The following is a 23,349-nucleotide window of genomic DNA, read 5'->3' as shown; positions in this document are numbered from 1 at the left end:
TTCAAAAAGTATTTTATGAATATATTCGACATAAAATTAAAAAATCCTTTTTGTAAATAATTGTAAATTAATATCTTTTTAGTAAATAATTAGTTTTGAAATTCATTCAGCGGAATATAAGTTAAATAATTACTAAAATTCATAGCTTTTGTGTATTAATAAATCTCTTGAAAGGAGCATATTATGCCTATATATAGATTATCCAATGATATAGTATTTCCTGACCCCTCACTTGCAGAGGAGGATGGACTTTTAGCCATTGATGGTGACTTATCTCCTGAAAGATTGATACTTGCATATTCTAATGGAATATTCCCATGGTTTTCAGAAGATGAGCCAATACTTTGGTGGTCACCAAATCCACGATTTGTTGTTTATCCAAAAGAAGTTAGAATTTCTCACTCTATGAAAAAACTACTTAAAAAGAATACATATAGAGTTTCCTTTGATACTTGCTTTAGAGATGTTATATCCAATTGTTCTAATTTAAGAAAAGATGAAGGAACCTGGATTACAAATGAAATGATTGAAGCTTACTGCACCCTACACCAGCTTGGGTTCGCTCATTCTGTAGAAACTTGGTATGGAGATAAATTAGTTGGTGGATTATATGGTGTAAGTATGGGAAAATGTTTTTTTGGAGAATCAATGTTTTCAACTATGAATAATGCGTCTAAGGTAGCCTTTATTACTCTTAGCAAAGTCCTTGAGGAAAAGAAATTTGTTATAATTGACTGCCAAGTTTATACAGCGCATCTAGAAAGTTTAGGTGCAGTTAACATTTCTAGAGAGGACTTTTTAACCCTTACAGAAGAAGGAATTTCAATTGTTCCTTTAAAATTGATTCTTTAAGTTATATAATTCATTAAACCTATTTTGAATAGGTAAATGAAAATAAGTCAGCATAAAGATATACATCTTTATGCTGACTTATTTTTATTATTATTCTACCTTTTCAAACTCTGATTTACCAACACCACATAGGGGGCAAACCCAATCTTCAGGTATATCTGCAAATTTAGTTCCTGGTTTAATTCCACCATCGTCATCTCCAACTGCTGGGTCATAAATATATCCGCACACAGTACAAACATATTTTTCCATAATTATCCCTCCTTTTTAGTTTTCTGGTACAGATGATAATTGTTAATATTCATCTGCCTAAAACCTAATAAATATTATATTATCTTCCAAGTTTATAGATAAATATAGGTGATTTAATACCACAAATTTTCTATAACTAAAACTTATGATTATATTACCATACTCTATAGTTATTAACAATATTTATTTTTTCTTAATAAAGAATGTTAAGTAAAATACTCAATTATTGCTCCGTGAAAATTTTCATTTATAAGTCCAGATATATAATTGTTCATATCTTGGCTATCTGGTTTCTTATAAACATACTTAAATTTACCATAAGGTCCCCATTTTAATTGCCTATTTTCTTCGTTAAGATCAAGCAATGTATTCTTAAATCTTTGAACTATTAGATCCTTTGCTGCTTTAGTAAATCGATGTTGAATAAGTTCAAAACTTATTTCATCCTTATAATCTTGTAATGCTACTTTTAATGTCTCAAATAATTCCTTATATTCTTCTTTCCAATTATCATATATCATAATAGGTGCAATTATGAATCCTATGGGATAGCCGGCTGCAGCAATTTTTTTAACACTATCTATTCTCTCCTGAAAACTGGACGTATTATGTTCAAAGTTATTTATTACGTACCTGGAATTTAAAGTAAACCTAAACTTTGTGTGCTTATTATGTTGAAGCTTTAAAAACGAATCAACATCATCAAATTTAGTTACAAGCCTCAATCTGCCGTTAGTATTATCACCAAAGTATTCTATGCATCTTTTCAAGTTTCCACTTAAGTGTTCAAGAGCAATAGGATCTGTTATGCTTGCACATTCAAACGAGGTAATATTAGGCATGTTCTCATCTATATAACTTTGAATAACATCCAGAATCTCTTCAATATTAAGGAAAATCTTCATAAAAGGTTTTTCACCTTGAGTAGTCTGAAGATAACAGTATTCACAATTAGCTGGGCAGGAACTTGACAATGAAAATTGATAGTCCGCTGACGGTCTACAACTCACTAATTTCTTTTGACCATTTGTTGTAAAAAGAACAGTCTTTTTGGCCGCAGCATAATTTTTCTCAGGAGATCCACAATCTATTACTACTTTTTTGGAATTAATTATGGGGACTTTTAAGTTTTCTAAATATTTTATAACCTTTTGTCCCGCATCATACTTAAGAACTTTCGGATCTATATATGCAATATCTGGTACAAATAACTTCATTATTTTCACCTCATAGGTATTATTTTATAAAGTAAAGTTATTTATACATCTATCTTTCTTATACCCCAATTTCTTTAACTTGATTTTCTATTCTTTTCAAACTTCCTCTTAAAATGCTTAATTTACATAAGTACTAATTATATATTTTAGCATAGGAACTATAAGCAAAATATAGGGAGAATGATACAACAAAATCGTATCATTCTCCCTATATTAAATTGCTCTTAGCAAATAAATAGTTCTTATCTAATATTGTATTTGTTGATTACCTTATTTCTTAATTTTATCCCAACTGTTTCATTTACAAATCTATCAATGATATCTTCCTTAGTGGCTTTTCCTTCTACAAAAACATTATATCTCTTGCAAAGCTTTCCTAAGTCACCCTTACTTATCTCACTAGTTTTAACAAAGCTTTTTGCTGCTTTAACACTAGTCATAACCATTATACGTTTATATATTTCATCATTAGTCATAGATGCACCTCAAATCTTTTATTTATCAAATATATTATAACATCTTAAAGGATATGAATAAATCATTTCTAGTAAAATTGTTATATTTTTATTGTAAAATTCAATATTTTTTTGTATTTAGCCATTATTTTTATTATTATGCAATACTTGATCAATTACAATTACCAATGCTAATATAAATGCATAATTTTCTTGTTCATTTATTTCAATTTCATAAGTATCTCCCCACGCAACCCATTTTTTATTTATTTCCGCAATTGTGCTATCATTTTTCATAATTGAAAAATCATGAGCAAGAAAATCTCCTTCAATCTCATAATTCCCCATGTTACTATCTATATCGAATCTATTACTAATGAAGGTAAATTCTTTTTTCACTTTTGCAGCATAGGTTCCATTTAAGTATATACCATATTCTGGAAGTAGTTTAAACAACTTCTGCTCAATATATACAATTTCATTGCCACCCATGTCATAAATTTTTAACTTATTTCCCATTGAAAAAATCTTTCCCTCTACACTAAAAACATCATCCCCTGAAGCATCTTTAATTGTAAACTTGTCACCCATTGAAAATATTTTTTCTCGAATATAAAACTTAATATAAATCCCCCCTATTATATAATTATTTATTTTATTTTCACAAGAACATAAAACTGTAAATCCTTTGATTCCATTTTACCACTTGAACTATTTTTATTCCCTGATATATTATGGAATTGAATCTTTATTTTCACTTTGCCATTTTCATCTTCAAAGCACATTTCATCAGAAGGAATATTTTTCTGATTTTGGTTATCACCATATTTATCCATAAGTATATTTGTGAACTCCAATAGATCTTTTTTATAAATATCTTTTCCATCTTTATTTATCTTTAATATGCTTGATTCATAATCAAAATTTATGCTGAAGTCTGCGTTGCTTCCCTGCTGCTGTGAATTTCTTGAATCAAAAAAATAATCATATCCGCTTATATCAATTGGTTTTAATGCGCCTGAAGAATTAAAATAAAAATATCCATTACTCCCATTATTATATTCATCGGTATATTTTACTCCTAATACCTTCTCTAAATCAGAAGTTTTAAAGTCTTTTGGCAAGGCTTTAACATCTTTTAGACTATGATTCCTTTCAAAGTAATTAAGAATACTGGATATTTGCCTAGAATCTTCAGTATTTACCACAGTGCCGGCTTTAATCACATTACTATCATTAATCATATTATTTTTAACAAATATCTTAGTTAGCCTTTTGTTTTGACTATACTTTGAAACTGAATAACTACTAAAAGGACCAAATACAGATATAAAAGTTATTATTGCTAGAAATAGGGGAAGTGCTATGTTTCTTAGCTTTTTTGCAGTTGCAAAATAAATCATGGTTAAAAATGCCCATATACCAAGTGCAACAACAAAGTATCTGTTTTCAGTTACCCCATAGGCATTAATTCTTATTCCTATAGAAAAAAACATCATGACTATTAGTGGAAGAATTGCCTTCGGAAAATACTTCATATATCTTTTTGTCCAGCTTTTTTCATTAAATAATGGCGATATGAAAAATAGAACCGCTGCACTCAGCACAGAGTACCAAAGCACAAGATTAGATACCAATCCTTCTGGCCACTGCCTTGTAATAATTATTTTCCCGAAATATATATATAATATTATTGTATATACAGAAATAAGTGGCATTATTATATATAGCACAAGTACATTCAAAAGACGAGAATAGTCGTTTAAAGTTAACTTTTCATCTTTTGTAGGAAGACCTGCAAGAAAAAATGCTGGTGCAAATATACCAGCAACAACAAGAAAAGTGTAATAGTAAAGTTCACCTTTAATATTAATTCCTAGAAGTTTATCAACAGTAAAAAGAATTGCCGCAAGTCCAAGGTATAAAACTAAAGAGTATAAACTTGTAGTAAAAAATCTAGTGAAAACCCTTACAACGAAAATCTCAAAGTCCGCGTGGCTTGGGATATATGATATTATAAGAAAAATCAAATATAGGATAAGGCTAAATGCAATATATCTTGACATTGAAATCATTCCCATCATTCCTATATCTTTTAGGAACAGGTAATAATAAAGTATTAATAGAACAGTGCCTCCTAAATAAGACGCAATTAGGGATATCTTCTTGTACTTCTCTAATCTCTCAAAGAAAAGATTAATGCACAGTGAAAGTGGAATTCCAAGTGCAGAAGCCATAGTTATTCTACTAAGAGTCTCTATAAAATCACTACTTATTCCTGATGATATTTCTGATATATATATAAGAAGTATCACACAAGCGGTTGATATACTAATAGTTTGCGGAAATCTATTGATACTGCTCTTAATGCCATTTAATATTGCATTAAATATTTTTTTCATTACAAACCCCCTCGTATTTTGCAATCAATCCTCGCCTTTCAGCTTCCTTATCTCATTATCCTTTAGTTCTATTATATTTTCGTATTTTGTTTCCATTTCAGTCCAATTTTTATTTAGTAAATTTATTAAAGAGGCCATTTCATCAGCGCTTCCTGCTATGCGGTTAAATAATAAAAGATTTAAAGCTAGCACCTCTGGAATTTCGCTATGAGTGTATCTTAGCTGATGATCAATTTCACCATAACCCTCCTCAAATATTGTTCGCACTTGAATTTCTGCTATAACCTTTTGACTTGTTGGAAAAAATTCTATCAAATAGTGTACAGATCTATAGCCTGATTTTCTAGAATGGATTTCAATATTTAGTTCATCAAACCTTTTAGTATCATCACCTTCGCGAACGTTAGCAGTGATTTCAATTACTTTCCAAGTACTATAAATAAAGTTGTGTATATCTTCCCAATCTTCTTTGAAAATATGTATTGCTCTAACTCCTATTAAATCATTTATTTCTTGTTTATAGTTTTCAATGGAGAACTGGAATTCTGAGCCATACTTTTCTTTTCTTCCTGGGGTCTTTCTAATTATCTTTTCTATTAATCTCTCTGGTTCCTTAACTCTAGACTTTACTGAATGTATTTTTTTATGCGTTCTGAGAGTATCAGCTATGAATCCAGCCTGGCTTTCATAATTACTCCTATAGATATTAAAATCAAGGTATATATCATTTAATACTTTCCAGTCTATATTATTTTTAGTAAGATTTTTTTCTGTAATATGAGTTTTCTTTAAGAAGTCTTCTTTTTTAAGATTCATCATAGCCTCCCATTAATAAGATATGATACTGAATTTCAGTATATTATTAACACTTCTCATATACACTTATATTAAAATCAATTTCAGTTGAAAGCTGGTAAGTCTCACTGGCTTTTTCTCTCATACAATTGTCAAAAGTCCAATAATAAGGAGTCATTGCAATAAGGTTTTTAACGTGTGCCCCATCTTCTACATTAATATTATATTTAACTTCTGTATTGTCAATTAACTTAAATCCCTGAAAAACTATTTCTTTTTCTTCATGTTTTCTTGGACTTATATATAATATTTCTTTTAATCCATATAAATGCTGAATTCCAGGTGTTACAACAATTAGTTTGCCATTATCCTTTAGAACTCTCTTAAGCTCTACCTCATCAGATGGTGCAAAGTTTCTGATAATAATATCTATGCTACTTGACATTATAGGTATGTTAAAATTGCTACCCACTATAAAATTTATTTTTTTATCTCTCTTAACTGCATAAGTAACTGCAGATTTTGAAATATCCACACCAAAAAAATCAAATTTTCTATTTTCAGTAATGTTAGGTTCTTTTTCATATATAGCCTGCTTTAACCTGCATAAAAAATACCCTTCTCCACAACCAGCATCAAGTATATTTATGTTATTTCCATTTATATTTGATATTATTACCTGGTTCAATGTTTCAGAAAACTTTTGATAATATCCCTTATTTAAAAAATCTCTACGCCCTTCCATCATTTCTTTACTGTCCCCAGGGTCCTTTGTTTTCTTTTGATTAGCTAATAGAAGATTAATATATCCTTTACTAGCTATATCATAACTATGGTTATTTAAACATACATATTGTTTTTCATGTTTTTTTAAGCACAAATTGCATACGGGACATTTTAATATAGATTCCACATTTTCTATTGACACAAGATCACTGCCTTTCCATTTTAGCCTACTTTTTTTTCGTTCAAATCTATTCCAATCATATCTAGAATAAATATAAATATTGGTATTCCTAATAACAGTCCCCAAATACCCATAAAATGTTCTGAGACTATTAATGTCACAAAAGTAAAAAATATTGGAAGATGGGTAGTGTCAGACATAAGTTTTGGATTTAAAACATAACTCTCAATAGCATGAATTATAAAAATCATAATAAGCACAAAAATCACTTTAATCAATCCACCTATTTTAAATGCAATTAGACATAAAGGGATTAATGAGATAAATACCCCCGCTACAGGTACAAGGCTTAAAATAAATATCATAAATGCAAGAGCGAATAATTGAGGAAATCCCATTATCGTAAGTCCCACAACTGATAATGCCGTATTTGTAATAGCTATCATTATTTGAGCCTGTATTACTTTTCCAAAAGAATTCAAAAAGTTATTACCAAAATAGCTCAGATAATTATATCCCACTGAAATTTTACTTCCTTTAAACTTATATACAAATTTTAATATGCTATCTTTCTCTAATATAAAAATTAAACTCAGTAAAAACGCCATAAAAAAGTTCAAACTCCATTCTCCAAAATTAGTTACAAATAGCATAATGCTTTGAATGCCCGATTTAGCATAACTGGCTATGTCAATTTGCTCAAATATTGGTGTTAAATAAACCATAACTCCTTTATTATTTTTGGGGAATTTAATATACTCTATTTTATCTAAAATAAGTATACTTTCAGAAATGGCAATGGGTATATACTTAACAAGGAGAAGAACTATAGTTACTGTCATTATCATATATATAATTATAGTAATAATAGTTGGATTTACCTTTATAATTTTATTGATTTGCTTAGCTAATAAACATTGTAAACTGTTTGCTAAATATGTAATCATAAAAGTTAATAAAATCAAATTAAAAATGGATCTTATTAAATATGCAAATAATATTATTGATGCCAATAATATTACTTTCACTAATGTTTCTCTTTGAAACAAATGTTTTACAGTTTGCATTTAGGTTCTCCTTTATATTCATTTTTAGTAAATTATGAAACTCTTTCAAAATATTTTTCCATATTATCACTAGAATAATTTTTGACTATTTCATTATATCAAATCATTTAATATATTTCTATCAATTATTATTATTATAATGCACGGAGAATAACAAAAATGGTGTATACTATTTATATTATAATAATATATATTATTTAAAAAGTTTGGTGGTGATAAAAGATGAAACCAGTGATTATGTTTGTAACTGAATGGTGTCCATATTGCAAAAAAGCACTTGCTTGGATGGAAAATCTAAAAAAGTCAAATCCAGAATATGCTAATATTGAAATAAAAATTATTGATGAAGAGCTTCAGCCAGATATAGCAAAACAGTATACTTACTATTATGTGCCTACCTACTATGTAGATGGAATTAAGGTTCATGAAGGTGTTGCTTCTAAGGATATTGTAAATGCAGTATTTAAAAAGGCTTTTGAATAGAATATTTTTTAGGACCTATACGCAATAAAATATAAGGAGATAATTTCAGATTATCTCCTTATATTTTATTGTTTAATAATTTTTCATATTGAGTCCACGTTACCTTAATTTTTATATTTTGTTTTCTTGATTTTCGTAATGGCCAGCTTCTAATGTGAATTTGTTTTCTACTTCTTTATATTCTTTTAACTTATCAATTTTTACAAGAAAAGAACTAATTTGCTTCTGCATTTTTATAATACTCTTTCTCATTTCTGCTAGGGCTACTCTATCCATAATTATTTTTTTGTAATATTTTTGTTGATTACTATCAAATTTTTGCTTTTCTTGGCGTATTTTTTCTTTTCTTTTGTTACATTCCATTATTTTATTTTTTATACAACGTCCATTAGAATACTTAAAAAAAACTTTCCTGTAATTTTTTAAAATTACCTTTTTAAAAAATTTAAATTTTTCTCTTTTCATAAAAATTTGAAGGTCTTGATTTAATTTTCTACTTTGTTGTAGTTCTCCTATAAGTTCATCTTCTAATTTTTTTAAATGAATTTTAATATTCTTTATCTCATCTTTGCTCACTTTAATACTATAATTTAATTCTATTTGTTTTTCTTGACAGCTTTCTATTTTTGATTTATTTGTTTTTATTTTTATGAAGAACATTTTTTCATTTGAATCTATAATTTCAGACGTAAATTTTGTCATCTTTAAAAGTTTACATATATCATTTCTAGATTTAGTTAAGATTTCAATTGATTTTTTCATTCCTTCTAAAATAGGATCACTAAGCTTAAATTCAATTAGGATAGAATCGTATATTTCATTATTTTCTGACAATGACGTAAGCCCCCTTTAAGTCAAATAATCCACTTGCATTTCAATATACTTTACCATATTTGTTTGTATTGTGCAAAAATAGTACTTTACACATAAAGTCATAGAACTGATGCTAAAGGGGTTAGTGAACTACTCACCACCTAAGAGGTGGGAGCTTCTTGGTCAATACTACTACTGTAGCAAGTTTACCCAAGCTATCAAGGCTATTCCAGCCTCTCTATTAAAAATGAAATTTTTAATTTTATTTGATGTATATATTTCTAATCCTCGGATATAATATTACTGTAATCAACTAGCCAACATTAAACACATAGTGGGGAGATGTTAGTTATGTTAATCAATAGATTTACAGTTTTAAGTGTAGGCAGTATTGCTAAGGCTAAAAACGGAGATTACTAATCTAGTCCATATAAAATTTAAAATATGGATAAATTCATATGTAAATATGGATTAGTAAAGCCAATGATTATTTAATATAATCATTGGCTTTATGCTTTTTATCTTAGCTTTTTTTATCTTGATGTTCTAGTATTTCTAGACTGTTGCTTTCCAGCTTGAGTCCTTCCATTTCTTCTAACATAACCAGTTGAAGATGGCTTTCTTGTAGAAGTTTTTTTTGCTTTATCTACATTAACCGTTATTGGTAAATTACTTGCAGGATAAGGATGTTCCTCTACTACTGGTATTGTTTTTGTTATAAGCTTCTGAATATCTTTAAGAAAAGGTTTTTCTTCTTCGTCGCAAAAGGATATTGCAACTCCACCAAGTCCAGCTCTACCAGTTCTTCCTATTCTATGAACATAAGTCTCTGGTATATTTGGCAAATCAAAATTGATTACATGAGATAATTCATCTACATCAATACCCCTGGCTGCAATATCTGTTGCAACTAGTACTCTTGTAATTCCAGCTTTAAAATTATTTAAAGCAAGTTGCCTAGCACTTTGAGATTTATTCCCGTGAATAGCTTGAGCCTCTATGCCTGAATTATTAAGGTCCTTAGTAATTTTATTTGCCCCATGTTTTGTTCTAGAAAACACCAAAGCAGAAACAATAGATTTATCTTTTAGCAAATGTATAAGAAGTGGCTTTTTATCTTTCTTATCCACAAAATATACCGATTGTTCAATAATTTCAAGAGTAGAAGAAACAGGAGTCACTGCTACCTTTACTGGGTCAACAAGAATAGAATCCACTAATTTTGATATTTCTGATGGCATAGTAGCTGAAAACAGCATAGTTTGTCTGATTTTAGGTAGTTGAGCAATAACTTTTTTTACATCACGCAAGAATCCCATATCAAGCATACGATCTGCCTCATCAAGTACAAACATTTCCACATGGTGTATGTTAATGTATTTCTGTTGCATTAAGTCAAGTAGTCTTCCAGTAGTTGCAATTAGTATGTCTACCCCATTTTTTAATGCTTCAGTTTGATTTTTTTGTGATACACCGCCAAAAATAACTGCACTAGTAAGATTCATATGCTTACCGTAAGCATCAAAACTTTCTCCAATTTGGATTGCTAGTTCCCTAGTTGGTGCAAGGATAAGTGCCTTTATATTTTTAGGTCCTTTTATAACCTTTTGTTTTCCACAAAGAATTTGAAGTATAGGAATAGCAAAAGCTGCTGTCTTTCCAGTTCCTGTCTGAGCACAGCCTAAAAAGTCTTTTCCTGCCAATATACTAGGAATTGATGCCTCTTGTATAGGTGTAGCTTCTACATAACCTTCAGTTACTAAGGCTTTTTTTATTGGTGTAATAAGATTTAAATTTTCGAATAACATTATTTTCTCCTTTGAAAGTGGTCGTCTTGAACTTTAAATGTCGCAAATCACTGATATCCTGTTATGAATCTTCTTGAAAATTGGAAACAACAACTTTCGTGCATGATTATATTGCATCTAAGAAACCACCCTTTATTAGTGATATGAGTATATTTAGGCTGATTAATCTTCATTTTAACTTTGACTTTAAAGGTCTTTATGTATAAATAAATCTGTTTCACTTATATCAACTTCAATTTTATATTTATTTTAATTTAATTGTTCGTAGCACTCATATTTTTTAATTATAACATATTTCGACTCTTCTTGCTATTCATCTAATTATTATAAAGACTATTACAACATAAAAGTTATCGGTTTAATAAGAAACGAATATAAATAAAGATTTATCATAAACTATGTCTACAAAATATTTCGTTTAATGAAGGAGCTAATTTTATGAATGAAAACTTTAATTTTCCTACCAGCATACCCGAGCAAAAACAAGATAAACAACCGGGACTCGAATCACTTATGAATCCAAGGCCTATTTTTGATAATCCAAATTGTATAGGCTCTGAAAAACTAAAAAATAAAGTAGCCTTAATCACAGGTGGTGATAGTGGCATTGGTAAAGCAGTTGCGTTATCTTATGCCAGAGAAGGCGCTGATATAGCCATAGTATATCTTGATGAACATGAAGATGCACAGGAGACAAAAAAACTTATTGAAGCAAAGGGCAGAAAGTGTATTTTGATCCCTGGGGATATAGGCAAAGATTCTTTCTGCAATGATGTTGTAAACATAACAATAAGTGCTTTCAATAAAATCGATATTCTTGTGAACAATGCTGCTGAGCAACACCCTCAAAATAGTATTGAGGATATTACAGCTCTACAACTAGAAAAAACCTTTAAAACAAATATTTTTTCTATGTTTTATATGGTGAAAGCAGCGCTTCCTCATTTAAAAGAGGGCGCTGCAATTATAAATACTTCCTCAGTTACAGCCTATGAAGGCCATAAAACACTAATTGACTACTCCTCAACTAAAGGAGCAATAGTTACTTTTACTCGCTCTCTTGCTCTTTCCCTTGCAAGTAGAAAAATTCGAGTTAATGCAGTGGCTCCTGGTCCTATATGGACACCTCTTATACCATCTTCCTTCAGTGCAAGTGAAGTTGGTAAATTTGGAAACAAAACTCCTATGGGAAGACCAGGTCAACCTGTAGAGCTTTCTGAAACTTATGTATTCTTAGCTTCTGAAGGATCTTCATATATAAGTGGTGAAACTATCCATGTAAACGGTGGTATAGTGGTAAATGGCTAGTGACACCAACGTTGCAAGTGCATGAATGAAACATACACTTGCAACGTGGATGTCCCCTATTTTTTAGTATTAAGCATGGAAATATTTTCACTAAATTTGTTAATATATCCACACATATAATAGTAGTACCTTGGCAATTATATATAGCAAAAGTGTTATCTTTTTTAAAGAGGAGAATATTATGATAAAGAAAAAAAACATTTTAATATTTCTTATTAGTTTACTTCTCAATGCAGGAAACATAATATTAGTGAATGCTGCAAGTGCTAATTTCACTTCAGGAGATGCTAATACATACAATGTAACTCTGAAGCAAGACTTATTATGCCTAATAGTAGCTTATCCTGAATATATATCAAATATTGAGGAGAATAATGGATTTGTATATCTAATAATGAAGTCTGGGAAAAAAATACTTTACGATGACAAAGTTAAAAAAAATTCTCAAGGAAAACTATCAAATCCAGACCTTCAAGATACTTTAGAACAACTTTATCCCCTTTCACCTTCCAAAAGTATTATGGAAGCAGATTTTGACCCTGGTCGCTTAAGGTGCTATGGGTTATTATCTGAAGTTTATGGCACATCAAAACAAGCTATAGAATCTAAACTTACAAATGTTAAGGTGGGCTACACTAATTATCAATTCAACGGCAATAATGCTGCAGCTAAGTCACTACAAGCCGTTATGAAAGAATTAATGCCCCTTTCAAAAGAAAACCAAAATGTTAGAAAATGCCTTTTCCCATGCAGTGGTACTTTTAACTACCGTGTAATTTCAGGCACAAGCCGGTTAAGTCCTCATGCTTTTGGAATTGCAATTGATCTAGCTAGTGATAAAAGAGACTATTGGAAGTGGGCTTCTAAAGATGCTGGTGAAAAAAGGTTATTGTCATACTCAAGTGAGCTTGTAGAAATCTTCGAAAATAACGGGTTTATATGGGGAGGTAAATGGTCACACTTTGATATCCTTCATTTCGAATATAGGCCTGAATTTATTTTAAAGACTCGCTATTTCCGAGATAATATAGGTTTCAAAAAATCATGGTATGATGGTGCACCATTACAACAATTAGATATAAAAAATGCTATAGAAAAGATAGATTCATTAATAAAATAATAGGAGTATAAAATTATGGGTTCTTTAAAACAAGAAAATTTACAATGGTCCAAAAATAGATTGTTTATATTTATAGTACTTCTTTTATTTATACAGCAATGCACAATAAGATACACATATGCTGCAACTGATGATGAAAAAAAAGAAATTACTAGCTATATAGAACATACTTTCCAAACAAGAAACAAAGCTATACTAAGCGGTGATTTAGAATTAATAAAATCAATTTATAACATGAACACAAAATATGGAACTTGGGCCTATGAATATGAAAAAAGAAAAATGAATTATATTAATAATTGGGCACAAAAACAAGGAGTTAAGTTTATAGGTATTACACCAACTATAATAATAAAATCAATCAAAGGAAATATTGATAATTTTTCCGTTTACTTATTATGTTCCACAGAATATAAATATGTATATGAAAATCAGCCAGAGATAGAAAACTCATCTCGAATTGGAACCTACCACATATTACAACTTACTAGTAAAGATGGCTCTTGGATTATTTCTAAAGAATGGTATAAAGATCCCTTCGGAGATTCATTAAATTTAGATAATATTAAGGCAGATTCTATAAAAAACTTTATACAATCTCAAAGTGCAAGGGACTTTTCAACTTTACACAAGAGAAGAATTAATGCTGTAAATTACGCGGATACATATTGTGGTGCTGCAAGTACTGCAGAATATGAATATAAGTATAATAAAAAATATAGGGACTATAATCCGCAGGGTGGTGATTGTGCAAACTTTGCATCACAAATTCTTTTTGAAGGTGGCAAGTTTAGAAAAAATTCTACTTGGAACTATGACAAAAACGGAGCAACAAAAGGTTGGCTCAATGCAGATGGTTTCATTAAATATATGACAAATAGTGGTAGAGCATCAGTGATTGCCTATGGCAGCTATGACAAAGTATATAAGGCTAGTTATAAACTACTACCAGGAGATTTTGTTGCTTACGAAAAGAAAAATGACGTCACTCATATTTCTGTGGTGACAGGAGCTGATTCAAAAGGTTACTCCCTAGTTAGTTGTCATAACTCAGATAGAAATAAAGTGCCTTGGGACCTTGGTTGGAGCAATAAAAACATTAGATTTTGGCTAGTTAGAGTTCATTATTAACAAAAACATCAAAAGCTGAGTGACTTAAATACTCAGCTTTTGATATGAACCATGTTACTTGCCATGTAGATGACATCATTTTTTTAAATTTCCATAATAATCGGAAAAATAATTGGTCTACGTTTTGTTTTTTCATATAGATATCGCTCTACAGATTTCTTCACATTTAATTTTAATACATACCACTCAATAATATTATTGTCTAAGCATTTATTTAGTTCAAGTTTAACAATCTCCTTTACTTCATTAATTAATTCATCTGATTCCTTCGCATATACAAATCCACGAGTTATTATATCTGGTCCTGCAATAATACTATAAGATTCTCTCTCTAAGGTAACCACTATAGTGAGCATCCCATCTTCTGCTAAATGTTTCCTATCCCTAAGTACTATGCTTCCAACATCGCCAACCCCCAGTCCATCTACAAATACAGATCCAGTATGTACCCGGCCTATGACTTTAGCTTCTTCCTTTGAAATCTCTAATACCTGCCCCGTTTCCATGGTAAATATATTTTTCTCTTGCATACCTAATTTTTGGGCCAATTTAGAATGTTGTTTTAAATGTCTGTATTCTCCATGAACTGGCATAAAATATTTAGGATGAACTAATGCATGAATTAATTTTATTTCTTCTTGATATGCGTGACCTGATACATGCACTTCTTCTAAATCCTCGTAAATTACCTCTGCTCCCCTTTTGAATAACTCATTTATTACCTTTGATATAAGTTTTTCGTTGCCTGGAATTGGAGATGCAGAAATAATATACAAATCCTTTGGTTCAATGGTTATTTTTCTATGCGTGCCAAAAGCTATCCTAGCAAGGCCTGCCATAGGTTCTCCCTGACTTCCAGTAGTTATTATTGTAATATTCTCATTTTTGTAATTGTGCATATCATCCATACTAATAATATACTCAACAGGTATATGTAGATATCCTAGTTCCATAGCTACTTGTGAGATGTTCTCCATACTCCTTCCACTAAAAACTATTTTTCTATTATACATTACAGAAGCATCAGCAATCTGCTGCATCCTATGAATATTTGAAGCGAAGGTTGCTACAATGACCCTTCCCTCCCCACTAGAAATTATTCTTGTTAAAGTTTTTCCAATAGTTTTTTCTGAAATTGTATGCCCTTCTCGTTCTACATTTGTGCTATCAGCCATAAGAAGCATTATGCCCTCTTTACCTAAATTTGAGATACGTTCTAAATCCATGACTAATCCATCAATAGGAGTAAAATCAATTTTAAAATCGCCAGTATGTAATATTACACCTAGTGGTGAATGAATGGCAATAGCACAGGAATCTGCTATACTGTGGGTTACCCTTATAAATTCAACTTTAAAGTTTTGTAGTTCTATTATGTCTCCTGCGCTCACATTGTGAAGTTCACAATCGGATAACATATTGTGCTCTCTTAATTTATTTTCAACTATTCCCAAGGTTAATTTAGTGCCATAAATAGGTACATTCAGTTGCTTTAAAATATATGGCAATGCTCCAATATGATCTTCATGTCCATGAGTCAAAAAAATGCCTTTTACTTTTTCTGCATTATTTTTTAAATAAGTTATATCTGGAATTACTAGATCCACACCATACATTTCCTCATCAGGAAATGATATGCCGCAGTCTATTACAATAATCTCATCCGCGTATTCAAAAGCCGTTATATTCTTACCTATTTCTCCAAGTCCACCCAAGGGAATAACTTTTATACACTCTTTGTTTTCCACTAAATCCTCTCCTTAATTTGTATGCATCAAATTGTTAATTTCATTTTCTTTATTTTGCCTTATATTATGAAATTAATACCTTTTTTTCAAAATACCTTTATAGAATACTAAAAAAATTAATGAGCACCCTAATAGTATAAATAAATTTATCAAAACAATAAAATATAAGGAGATAAATTAATATGAAAACTGAAGAGCAAATTAAATCTGAAGTTACAAGACAGGTTATTGACAGCATGAAGACAACCTTAAATGAAGAGTTAACTCAAGTAGAGAAAGAGTTTGAAGAAACTTATAAGAATAAACTAGAACAAGAACTACAGTATTCTTTAGAACTTGCAGAAACTGGCCTTCAACATAATTCAAGCAAAACCCTTAAAGTAGAAAACAAGAAATTGGTACAACAATTAGATAGCATAAGAGCTGACAAAATGAAAGTTGAGAACAAATTAAAAACATTAAATGAGTTTGAAAATCTATAATTTATCTTGCTATTACAATAAAATTCGGTAAAAAGCCTCATAAAATCATGTGCTTTTTACCGAATTCTATGCATCTACTCTAAGAATATATAATATTTTATTTTGGTAGTCCAAAAATGAAAAGGTAAAATCGCAATAATTAATTTCTTCAGAACCATTAAAATAGTAAGCACCATTAGTTCCATTTATGGGCATATCTCGCATCCTATTGGAACCAAAATAACCTTCTTTTATAAATATCTTGCTTTTTTCTAGAGCAATTCCTTGTAACGGTAACTTAACCCAATTTTTGTTTTTAAATATCTGTGTTTTTACTTGTGAAGCCTCTTTCTCATTTAGATTAAAAACTAAATATGACTTGCCATCTCCACTAAATCCACCATGTTCTTCAATTTCTTCCACTAATTTCGCAGTTCTTGGAACTTTAATTTCTATAAGTTTTTTTGCATAATTATAACTATCTGGAGATATAATCATTCTAATCCATATTATTATACCCGTAACTGAAAGTACTACAATTATAATTACTTTTATGATACCTAATACTGGAAATAGAAATAGAAGGAGTAATATTATTAATGAAAGCAGGACAAAAAACAACTCATATCTTTTGCTCATATCACACCCCCTCCTTAAGCCCTAATTACTATTATATATAAATATTATTTAATTTCAATGATTTTCCAATATTTATTTACATTTAAATAATTAGCCAGGAACAAATTTGTTTTAATATCTCCATGACAAAGTAGAATAATCTTAGCTTATATATTCAACATTTTCACCAATATATTTTATTAATAGTTTTTCAATATCATTTCTCTGTTTTTGTGATACATTTAATTCAACTTTTTTCAATCTTGGTTGTGACTTTTTTGAAAATCTATAAGATGTAACTACCTCAAGTATTACAACATTATAATGATCCTTTTTCCAATGCCACTTTTCAATATTGGACCATTTGTACTTAGTACCTAATATCACAACCCCCTCCTCTGTTATAAAATTATAATCAAAGCAATTTAGTGCTAAAGCTATAAATGGTAATCCAGATGAATTTGATGAATTTATTTGAAACTCGCCTTCAAACATCCAAAACCCCAATTGAATTAAACCTATCACTCCAAAAAAAAATCCAATGGGGGCAAATCTTTTTATTTTAACTATATTATCTTCGTTTTTTAGTATTTTTCGTATCTTAATAAATCTATAAAATAAAGATGCTATAAATATTAAGCCTAATACAATAATAAAATAATTCCATCTGTCCTTCATATATTTCTCCTTTTCAAAAAAATATTTATTTATCCCACATTTTTCTAATTATTCTCACCAAAAAATACAAAGGAAAAGCACAAATTAAAAATATTAATATATCTTCTACAAAATTCAAACTATTAAATCCATTTGTAGTACGCTTAAATCCAATAAAACCCTCAACTATATCCTTTACAATACTTCCCAATATTATAGCAATTAACAAATTCCAATCCAGAGCCAACCTTTTCTTATTGTTATTCAAGTAATCATCTCCTTACAATATCTAATGCTCTCTTTACTGCTGCTTTTTTGTATTAGCTTTAATTATGTGATAACCAAATGATGATTTAAATGGTATCTATTTAAAAAGTGCTCTTCAAAGTGAATACTAATAAAAAAGCACTTAAAATGTATATTATTTATACATTTCAAAGTGCTTTTACCATGACAACTTATTGAAACCGCTTACCCTAACCCTCAAATTCCTCTGGATATTCTGCATTATGATAAACATCCTGCACATCATCATCTTCTTCAAGCATATCTATAAGCCTTTGTACTTTACCTGCACCCTCCAGGCTAATAGGTATCATGTTATCTGGTATCATTGTAATCTCTGCAGAAGCAAATTCAAATCCTGCCTTTTCTAAAACTTCTCTTACTGTTCCAAAGTTTTCTACATCTGTTATAATTTCAAACATTTCTTCTTCTGCGTTGAAATCTTCCGCACCTGCCTCTAGAGCTAACATCATGATTTCATCTTCATCCATAGCTTCTGTTCTTTCTATTATAAGTTGTCCTTTTTTAGCAAACATCCAGCTTACGCATCCTGCTGCTCCCATATTCCCATGATGTCTATCAAATGCATGCCTTACAGTTGCAACACTTCGATTTTTCTTGTCTGTTAGTGTAACAACTACTATAGCAACACCTTCTGCTCCATAGCCTTCATAAACTATTTCTTCGTAGTTTACACCCTCCAGCTCTCCAGCGCCTTTTTTTATTGCTCTAGTTATTGTTTCCGCAGGCATGTTATTAGATTTAGCTTTTGCAACTACATCTCTAAGATGAGCATTAATATCTAAATTAGATCCACCGTTTTTAGCTGCCATTATTATTTCTTTACCTAATTTTGTAAATATTTTACCTCTTATAACATCAATCTTACCTTTTTTCTGTTGTATGTTATGCCATTTTGAATGTCCCGACATTTGAAATTCCTCCCAACTAACTATTTTATGTGTGAAATTTTTTAAGCCCTGTCTAATATATAACAATAATTCTATGAATTAGCTATAAATACATTACTTTTCCATTATATCATAGAGTGAAAGCACTTTTCAAATAAAAAAAGAAAAGTATTTACACTTTTCTTACAATTACCAAAGGATAAGGTACATCCACATATTATTCGTACAATCTATGCTCTAATTTGAAGTACATTTTTGGTTCTTCTTCTTCAAACAGTGCTTTTCCAGATGTAACATTAGTTATTTGAGATTCAAATTTTTCTAAATTATTAAACTCACATAATATATTAATTTTCACTTTGTCAGTATAATCTATATTTTCTATATAATTGTTTCCTTCTTCACACACATGTTGTAGCTTTCCGAGTAAATCATAATCGATTTCTATTTTAATAGAAATGCCTTTAACTTTTTCCACTACCCCTGCCTCTTTAATAGCTAGAGAAGCACCTTTAGAATATGCTCTTGCAAGGCCTCCAGTACCTAGAAGGATTCCTCCAAAATATCTGGTAACCACCACAACAACATCTGTAAGGTCGCTCTTTTTTAAAACCTCTAGCATAGGAATTCCTCCTGTGCCATGAGGTTCTCCATCATCACTATATCTTTGTATCATTTTTTTTTCACCAATTATATAAGCATAAACATTATGACGTGCTTCTTTATGCTCATTTTTAACATTTTGTATGAATTCTTTAGCTTCATCTTCAGTTTCAACTCTTTTACCATGGCCAATAAAAACGGATTTTTTCTCCTTGAACTCTGCCTTGGCTTCATCTTTTATTGTAAAATAACTCATTTAACTTCTCCCGTCTATACATAAATCTTCTAAAGCAAAATTTAAGGTAAGCCTCTAGCTTCCTCTATATTTGCTCCATTAATAATAAAAAGTTCCCTGCAGCATCTATTATGTATTTTTTTTCTGTATTCTCATATAAGTACTTTATTTTAGTAATGGCTTTTTCACTTTTTATCTTACCAAGAGATTTTATTGCATAGCTTATAACTTGTGGATTCTCATCCCCAAGGGCTCTTATTAATGCTACTTCTGCTCTAACATCTCCCGTTTTTCCCATAGCCGAAACTGCCATTCTTCGAATATTTATGGATTTATTCACTGAGGCTTTAATTAAAATATCTAAACAAGATGCTTCTTTTAGTTCCCCTAAAATCCATACTGCCGCCTCTTTGTCCCTTGGAAACATTTCTCCATAACTAGTTTTTATTAACTGGGTTAATTTGTTTTTATTATCCTCGCCCATTGAATTCAGGAAATTAATTTTATCCTCTTTTCCTGCCACCGCAATACTCTTGAAAAGTTCAAAAGGGTCCTTGCTCTTTACTAAAAATCTATATTTTATTTTACCATCTATAATATGCTTTTGCACAATGGAATTATCTAAATTTCTTATTTTACATATTGCCTCCATAGTTTTTCCCTCTAAAAATAAGAAATAAGATATTTCCTCCTGAGAGTATTCGCTAATGCACTGCCAATCAAAGTCCACTAATCCCTTTTTCAAAAGTCCCTCTCCTTGCCTTGTAGATATTTTTTTTAGTTTCCACACAATATCTCTGCGATAATTTTGATTCCCTCTTCTATTTCAGTTTTTCTTATTTCAGAAAAACTCAATCTAAAATAATTATTCCCTTGCTCTGCATTTTTATAAAATAAAACTCCTGGTGTAATTAAAACTTTTCTGTTTTTACACCTATAGAATAAATCCATAGAATTAATTCTTAAATTATCAGCTAATTTAAAATAGAAATTAATTCCACCCCCAGGAGTAAAATAACTAACCTTAGTGCCTAAATACTTTTCTATACAACTTAACATAAAGTCATATTTTTCTTTATAGGCCATATTAAGATATTTTATATGCTGCCTCCAAAGATCTTTATTGATATATAAGTCCAAAGCACGTTGCATAAGACTTGAAGTTGATATGTCTGTGTTTATTTTTGAATTTTGAATATACTCTTTGTATTTCTCAGGTGATATCATGTATCCTAGCCTTATTCCTGGAAGAAATATCTTTGAAAAGCTCTTAATATAAATAACCCTATCATTTGTGTCTAAGCTCTTAAAACTCTTATATTGCTTTTGGTCATATATTAATTCAGATAAATAGTCATCTTCAACAATATAAAAATCATATAACACTGCCAGTTCTAATATTTTAAGCTTCTTCTCTAAACTATAGGTGGCTCCTGTTGGATTTTGAAAGTAACTCATGGCATAAAAACATTTTATTCTATTCTTCTTTAGTATTTCTTCAAATTGCAGCAAATTTATGCCATCTTCTAACATGTCGACTTCAAATATATTAGCCCTTCTCCATTTAAAAACCGTTAGTGCACCACCATAGGTTGGCTTTTCTACCACCACATTATCATGAACATTTATTATAGATTTTGACACTATGTCAATACCCTGTTGTGCACCCGAAAGAATCAATATATCTTCAGTATTAACCTTATTGTCCCAAAAAAAACTACTTATACTATTTCTAAGTCCCTCATATCCTAAAGATTCTTTATACGCGAAAGCCTGTGCACCATCCCTATCTAAGACCTCATTTAATACATCTTTAAAGACCGTTACAGGAAAAAACTCACTACTAGTAATTTCGCCTGTAAAATCCACATATATTTTAAGGTCTTCACCAGCAATCTTTTTTAAAGTATTAGAATATTCTTTCTTGAACTTTATGTTTGTATCTCTTCTTTTAGCATAAGTTCCGCTTCCCATCTTTTGATATGCGTAGCCCTCAGCCTCAAGCTTTTTATAAGCACTAACTACTGTAACCTCATTAACCATCAATATTCCTGCTAATTTCCTTATAGAAGGTAATTTTTCACCATCTTCAAAACTATTTTCATCAATCTTTTTTTTAAAATACTTTGATATTTCTAAATACTTTGGAATTTCGCTACTAAATTCAATTTCATATTTATGCATATATCCACCCATTCACTTTAAAAGTGTTAAACAAAGTAAACATTTTGCTTAAACAAAATTTTATCCGTGTTCAACTTAAAATCTCTACTTTCCTTTTTAATAATATCTCTTTCCCATAGTTTATTAAGCAATTCTTCCATATCAATATCAAAGTCAATAAACAAATCTTCTTCCATAATTTCCTCTGCACTTAAAAACATATCTTTTTCTCTCATATAATTTAAAAGTAGGGCACAGTCACTCTTAATATTTTTATTTATGCTTTTTTCTAAAAAATTCATTGTCGCTTGAATAGTCTCAGCAACATTCGATTTTTCAAAAAATAATTTATCAACGCATTGTTTAAACCCATCATTTAAATTCAAGGCCATGGACAAAACGTCTTTGCTAATCATATATCCCGAGGAGTTAACAAATAGTCTTGAGTACTTCTCTATACATCTTAAAGCCGTACTGTAGGAAGTATATATGCCATCGCTTGACAAATATTTTTTACATACCCCTATATCTTTTAAAAGTTTGCCTAAAAAGCACATGCCCCACCGTTCTCTATCAACATCGGGGAAAAATCTACCTCCGTCAAATCTTACCGTTATATCCATATCTTTTGAAAATACTAATCTAGAGGATGAAAAAATTCTATGCATATACCCGCCTTTTAGATTGTCAGTATAAATCTGTATAAATCTTTCTTTGCCCATGAGTTTAATATGAACGGGAACACCTTTTTCTTCAGTATGTATATCTCTAATTTTCAAGAAATTCTCCTTAACAATTACGAAAAGATCAATATCTGATTCTTCCCACAAATCACCGGTAACCATACTTCCAAAAACCATCACTGATAAGACAGCTTCATCAACTTTTATTCTATCTACTACACTATTAAATGCCTTTTGATACTGTAAAATAGTTTTTGTCATTCCCATTCCCCCCAGTTTTTTATTTCTTTATCCACGATTATACCATAATTCTTTAGATTATAAAATAAAGAGAATCAAGTTAAAATAAACCTGTTCTCTTTATTAGTATGTTAA

Annotated in this window: 25 protein-coding genes; 6 read left to right on the top strand and 19 right to left on the bottom strand. The window is 30.0% G+C overall.

All coding sequences use genetic code 11. The features are described 5' to 3' along the window. The first annotated feature begins 183 nt into the window (after positions 1-183). Complete coding sequence (gene aat, locus ACREVU_RS03200) at positions 184-852, top strand: leucyl/phenylalanyl-tRNA--protein transferase (RefSeq protein WP_431550178.1); 669 nt, start codon at positions 184-186, stop codon at positions 850-852. Between the two features lie 90 nt (positions 853-942). On the opposite strand, the gene rd is transcribed toward aat, so the two are convergent. From rd to ACREVU_RS03160, 8 genes are all read right to left on the bottom strand, one after another. Further along, positions 943-1,104 (bottom strand): rubredoxin, encoded by a 162-nt coding sequence (gene rd, locus ACREVU_RS03195; RefSeq protein WP_431550177.1) that lies wholly within the window; start codon positions 1,102-1,104, stop codon positions 943-945. Positions 1,105-1,310: 206 nt separating this feature from the next. Continuing rightward, entirely contained in the window at positions 1,311-2,321 is a 1,011-nt protein-coding gene (gene splB / locus ACREVU_RS03190) for a spore photoproduct lyase (protein WP_431550176.1), read from the bottom strand. A 242-nt stretch (positions 2,322-2,563) separates the two neighbouring features. Further along, positions 2,564-2,797, bottom strand: coding sequence for a hypothetical protein (locus ACREVU_RS03185; protein WP_431550175.1), 234 nt, complete (start codon positions 2,795-2,797; stop codon positions 2,564-2,566). A 117-nt stretch (positions 2,798-2,914) separates the two neighbouring features. Then, positions 2,915-3,388, bottom strand: coding sequence for an LURP-one-related/scramblase family protein (locus ACREVU_RS03180; RefSeq protein WP_431550182.1), 474 nt, complete (start codon positions 3,386-3,388; stop codon positions 2,915-2,917). Positions 3,389-3,426: 38 nt separating this feature from the next. Next, on the bottom strand, positions 3,427-5,178 hold the full coding sequence (locus ACREVU_RS03175) for a DUF4153 domain-containing protein (RefSeq protein ID WP_431550174.1): 1,752 nt from the start codon (positions 5,176-5,178) through the stop codon (positions 3,427-3,429). Positions 5,179-5,202: 24 nt separating this feature from the next. Further along, the gene (locus ACREVU_RS03170; protein WP_431550181.1) at positions 5,203-5,994 is read right to left on the bottom strand and encodes a RelA/SpoT domain-containing protein; all 792 of its coding nucleotides are present in this window, start codon (positions 5,992-5,994) and stop codon (positions 5,203-5,205) included. Between the two features lie 46 nt (positions 5,995-6,040). Next, positions 6,041-6,901 (bottom strand): methyltransferase domain-containing protein, encoded by an 861-nt coding sequence (locus tag ACREVU_RS03165; protein ID WP_431550173.1) that lies wholly within the window; start codon positions 6,899-6,901, stop codon positions 6,041-6,043. A 20-nt stretch (positions 6,902-6,921) separates the two neighbouring features. Continuing rightward, positions 6,922-7,947 carry an AI-2E family transporter gene (locus ACREVU_RS03160; RefSeq protein ID WP_431550172.1) on the bottom strand — a complete coding sequence of 342 codons (1,026 nt, stop codon included), beginning with the start codon at positions 7,945-7,947 and terminating at the stop codon, positions 6,922-6,924. 222 nt (positions 7,948-8,169) lie between these two features. Between ACREVU_RS03160 and ACREVU_RS03155 the strand changes: the two genes are divergently transcribed. After that, positions 8,170-8,430, top strand: coding sequence for a glutaredoxin family protein (locus ACREVU_RS03155; protein WP_431550171.1), 261 nt, complete (start codon positions 8,170-8,172; stop codon positions 8,428-8,430). Positions 8,431-8,541: 111 nt separating this feature from the next. Here the strand turns inward: ACREVU_RS03155 and ACREVU_RS03150 are convergent, their stop codons facing one another. Both ACREVU_RS03150 and ACREVU_RS03145 read right to left on the bottom strand, forming a co-directional pair. Beyond that, on the bottom strand, positions 8,542-9,264 hold the full coding sequence (locus ACREVU_RS03150) for a hypothetical protein (RefSeq protein WP_431550170.1): 723 nt from the start codon (positions 9,262-9,264) through the stop codon (positions 8,542-8,544). 512 nt (positions 9,265-9,776) lie between these two features. Further along, positions 9,777-11,051 (bottom strand): DEAD/DEAH box helicase, encoded by a 1,275-nt coding sequence (locus ACREVU_RS03145; protein ID WP_431550169.1) that lies wholly within the window; start codon positions 11,049-11,051, stop codon positions 9,777-9,779. A gap of 438 nt (positions 11,052-11,489) precedes the next feature. Here ACREVU_RS03145 and ACREVU_RS03140 point away from each other — a divergent pair, with 438 nt between their 5' ends. The 3 genes from ACREVU_RS03140 to ACREVU_RS03130 all read left to right on the top strand — a co-directional run bounded on the left by ACREVU_RS03140 (position 11,490) and on the right by ACREVU_RS03130 (position 14,610). Next, a complete protein-coding gene (locus tag ACREVU_RS03140) occupies positions 11,490-12,359 on the top strand; it encodes an SDR family oxidoreductase (protein WP_431550168.1) in 870 nt (289 codons plus the stop codon). Positions 12,360-12,543: 184 nt separating this feature from the next. Further along, positions 12,544-13,479, top strand: a complete 936-nt coding sequence (locus ACREVU_RS03135; RefSeq protein WP_431550180.1) for a M15 family metallopeptidase — start codon at positions 12,544-12,546, stop codon at positions 13,477-13,479. A gap of 15 nt (positions 13,480-13,494) precedes the next feature. Further along, positions 13,495-14,610 carry an amidase domain-containing protein gene (locus tag ACREVU_RS03130; protein ID WP_431550167.1) on the top strand — a complete coding sequence of 372 codons (1,116 nt, stop codon included), beginning with the start codon at positions 13,495-13,497 and terminating at the stop codon, positions 14,608-14,610. 83 nt (positions 14,611-14,693) lie between these two features. Here ACREVU_RS03130 and ACREVU_RS03125 read toward each other — a convergent pair whose 3' ends face one another. After that, complete coding sequence (locus ACREVU_RS03125) at positions 14,694-16,358, bottom strand: ribonuclease J (protein ID WP_431550166.1); 1,665 nt, start codon at positions 16,356-16,358, stop codon at positions 14,694-14,696. Between the two features lie 182 nt (positions 16,359-16,540). Between ACREVU_RS03125 and ACREVU_RS03120 the strand changes: the two genes are divergently transcribed. Beyond that, positions 16,541-16,840, top strand: coding sequence for a hypothetical protein (locus ACREVU_RS03120; RefSeq protein WP_431550165.1), 300 nt, complete (start codon positions 16,541-16,543; stop codon positions 16,838-16,840). 66 nt (positions 16,841-16,906) lie between these two features. Here ACREVU_RS03120 and ACREVU_RS03115 read toward each other — a convergent pair whose 3' ends face one another. From ACREVU_RS03115 to ACREVU_RS03080, 8 genes are all read right to left on the bottom strand, one after another. Beyond that, positions 16,907-17,458 carry a hypothetical protein gene (locus tag ACREVU_RS03115; RefSeq protein WP_431550164.1) on the bottom strand — a complete coding sequence of 184 codons (552 nt, stop codon included), beginning with the start codon at positions 17,456-17,458 and terminating at the stop codon, positions 16,907-16,909. A 141-nt stretch (positions 17,459-17,599) separates the two neighbouring features. Then, on the bottom strand, positions 17,600-18,115 hold the full coding sequence (locus ACREVU_RS03110; protein WP_431550163.1) for a DUF5673 domain-containing protein: 516 nt from the start codon (positions 18,113-18,115) through the stop codon (positions 17,600-17,602). Positions 18,116-18,140: 25 nt separating this feature from the next. Continuing rightward, positions 18,141-18,362, bottom strand: a complete 222-nt coding sequence (locus tag ACREVU_RS03105) for a hypothetical protein (RefSeq protein ID WP_431550162.1) — start codon at positions 18,360-18,362, stop codon at positions 18,141-18,143. A gap of 208 nt (positions 18,363-18,570) precedes the next feature. Beyond that, positions 18,571-19,311, bottom strand: a complete 741-nt coding sequence (locus tag ACREVU_RS03100) for a YebC/PmpR family DNA-binding transcriptional regulator (protein ID WP_431550161.1) — start codon at positions 19,309-19,311, stop codon at positions 18,571-18,573. Between the two features lie 196 nt (positions 19,312-19,507). Next, complete coding sequence (locus ACREVU_RS03095) at positions 19,508-20,149, bottom strand: YigZ family protein (protein ID WP_431550160.1); 642 nt, start codon at positions 20,147-20,149, stop codon at positions 19,508-19,510. A 64-nt stretch (positions 20,150-20,213) separates the two neighbouring features. Beyond that, the gene (locus ACREVU_RS03090) at positions 20,214-20,873 is read right to left on the bottom strand and encodes a HEAT repeat domain-containing protein (RefSeq protein ID WP_431550159.1); all 660 of its coding nucleotides are present in this window, start codon (positions 20,871-20,873) and stop codon (positions 20,214-20,216) included. A gap of 32 nt (positions 20,874-20,905) precedes the next feature. Next, positions 20,906-22,312, bottom strand: coding sequence for a MocR-like pyridoxine biosynthesis transcription factor PdxR (gene pdxR, locus ACREVU_RS03085; protein WP_431550158.1), 1,407 nt, complete (start codon positions 22,310-22,312; stop codon positions 20,906-20,908). Between the two features lie 26 nt (positions 22,313-22,338). After that, positions 22,339-23,235, bottom strand: coding sequence for a nucleotidyltransferase domain-containing protein (locus ACREVU_RS03080; protein WP_431550157.1), 897 nt, complete (start codon positions 23,233-23,235; stop codon positions 22,339-22,341). Between the last annotated feature and the right edge of the window lie 114 nt (positions 23,236-23,349).

This window comes from Clostridium sp., assembly GCF_050717535.1.
In the GTDB taxonomy this organism is placed as follows: Bacteria; Bacillota; Clostridia; order Clostridiales; family Clostridiaceae; genus Clostridium_AD.
This window is presented reverse-complemented; position numbering and strand designations above follow the sequence as displayed.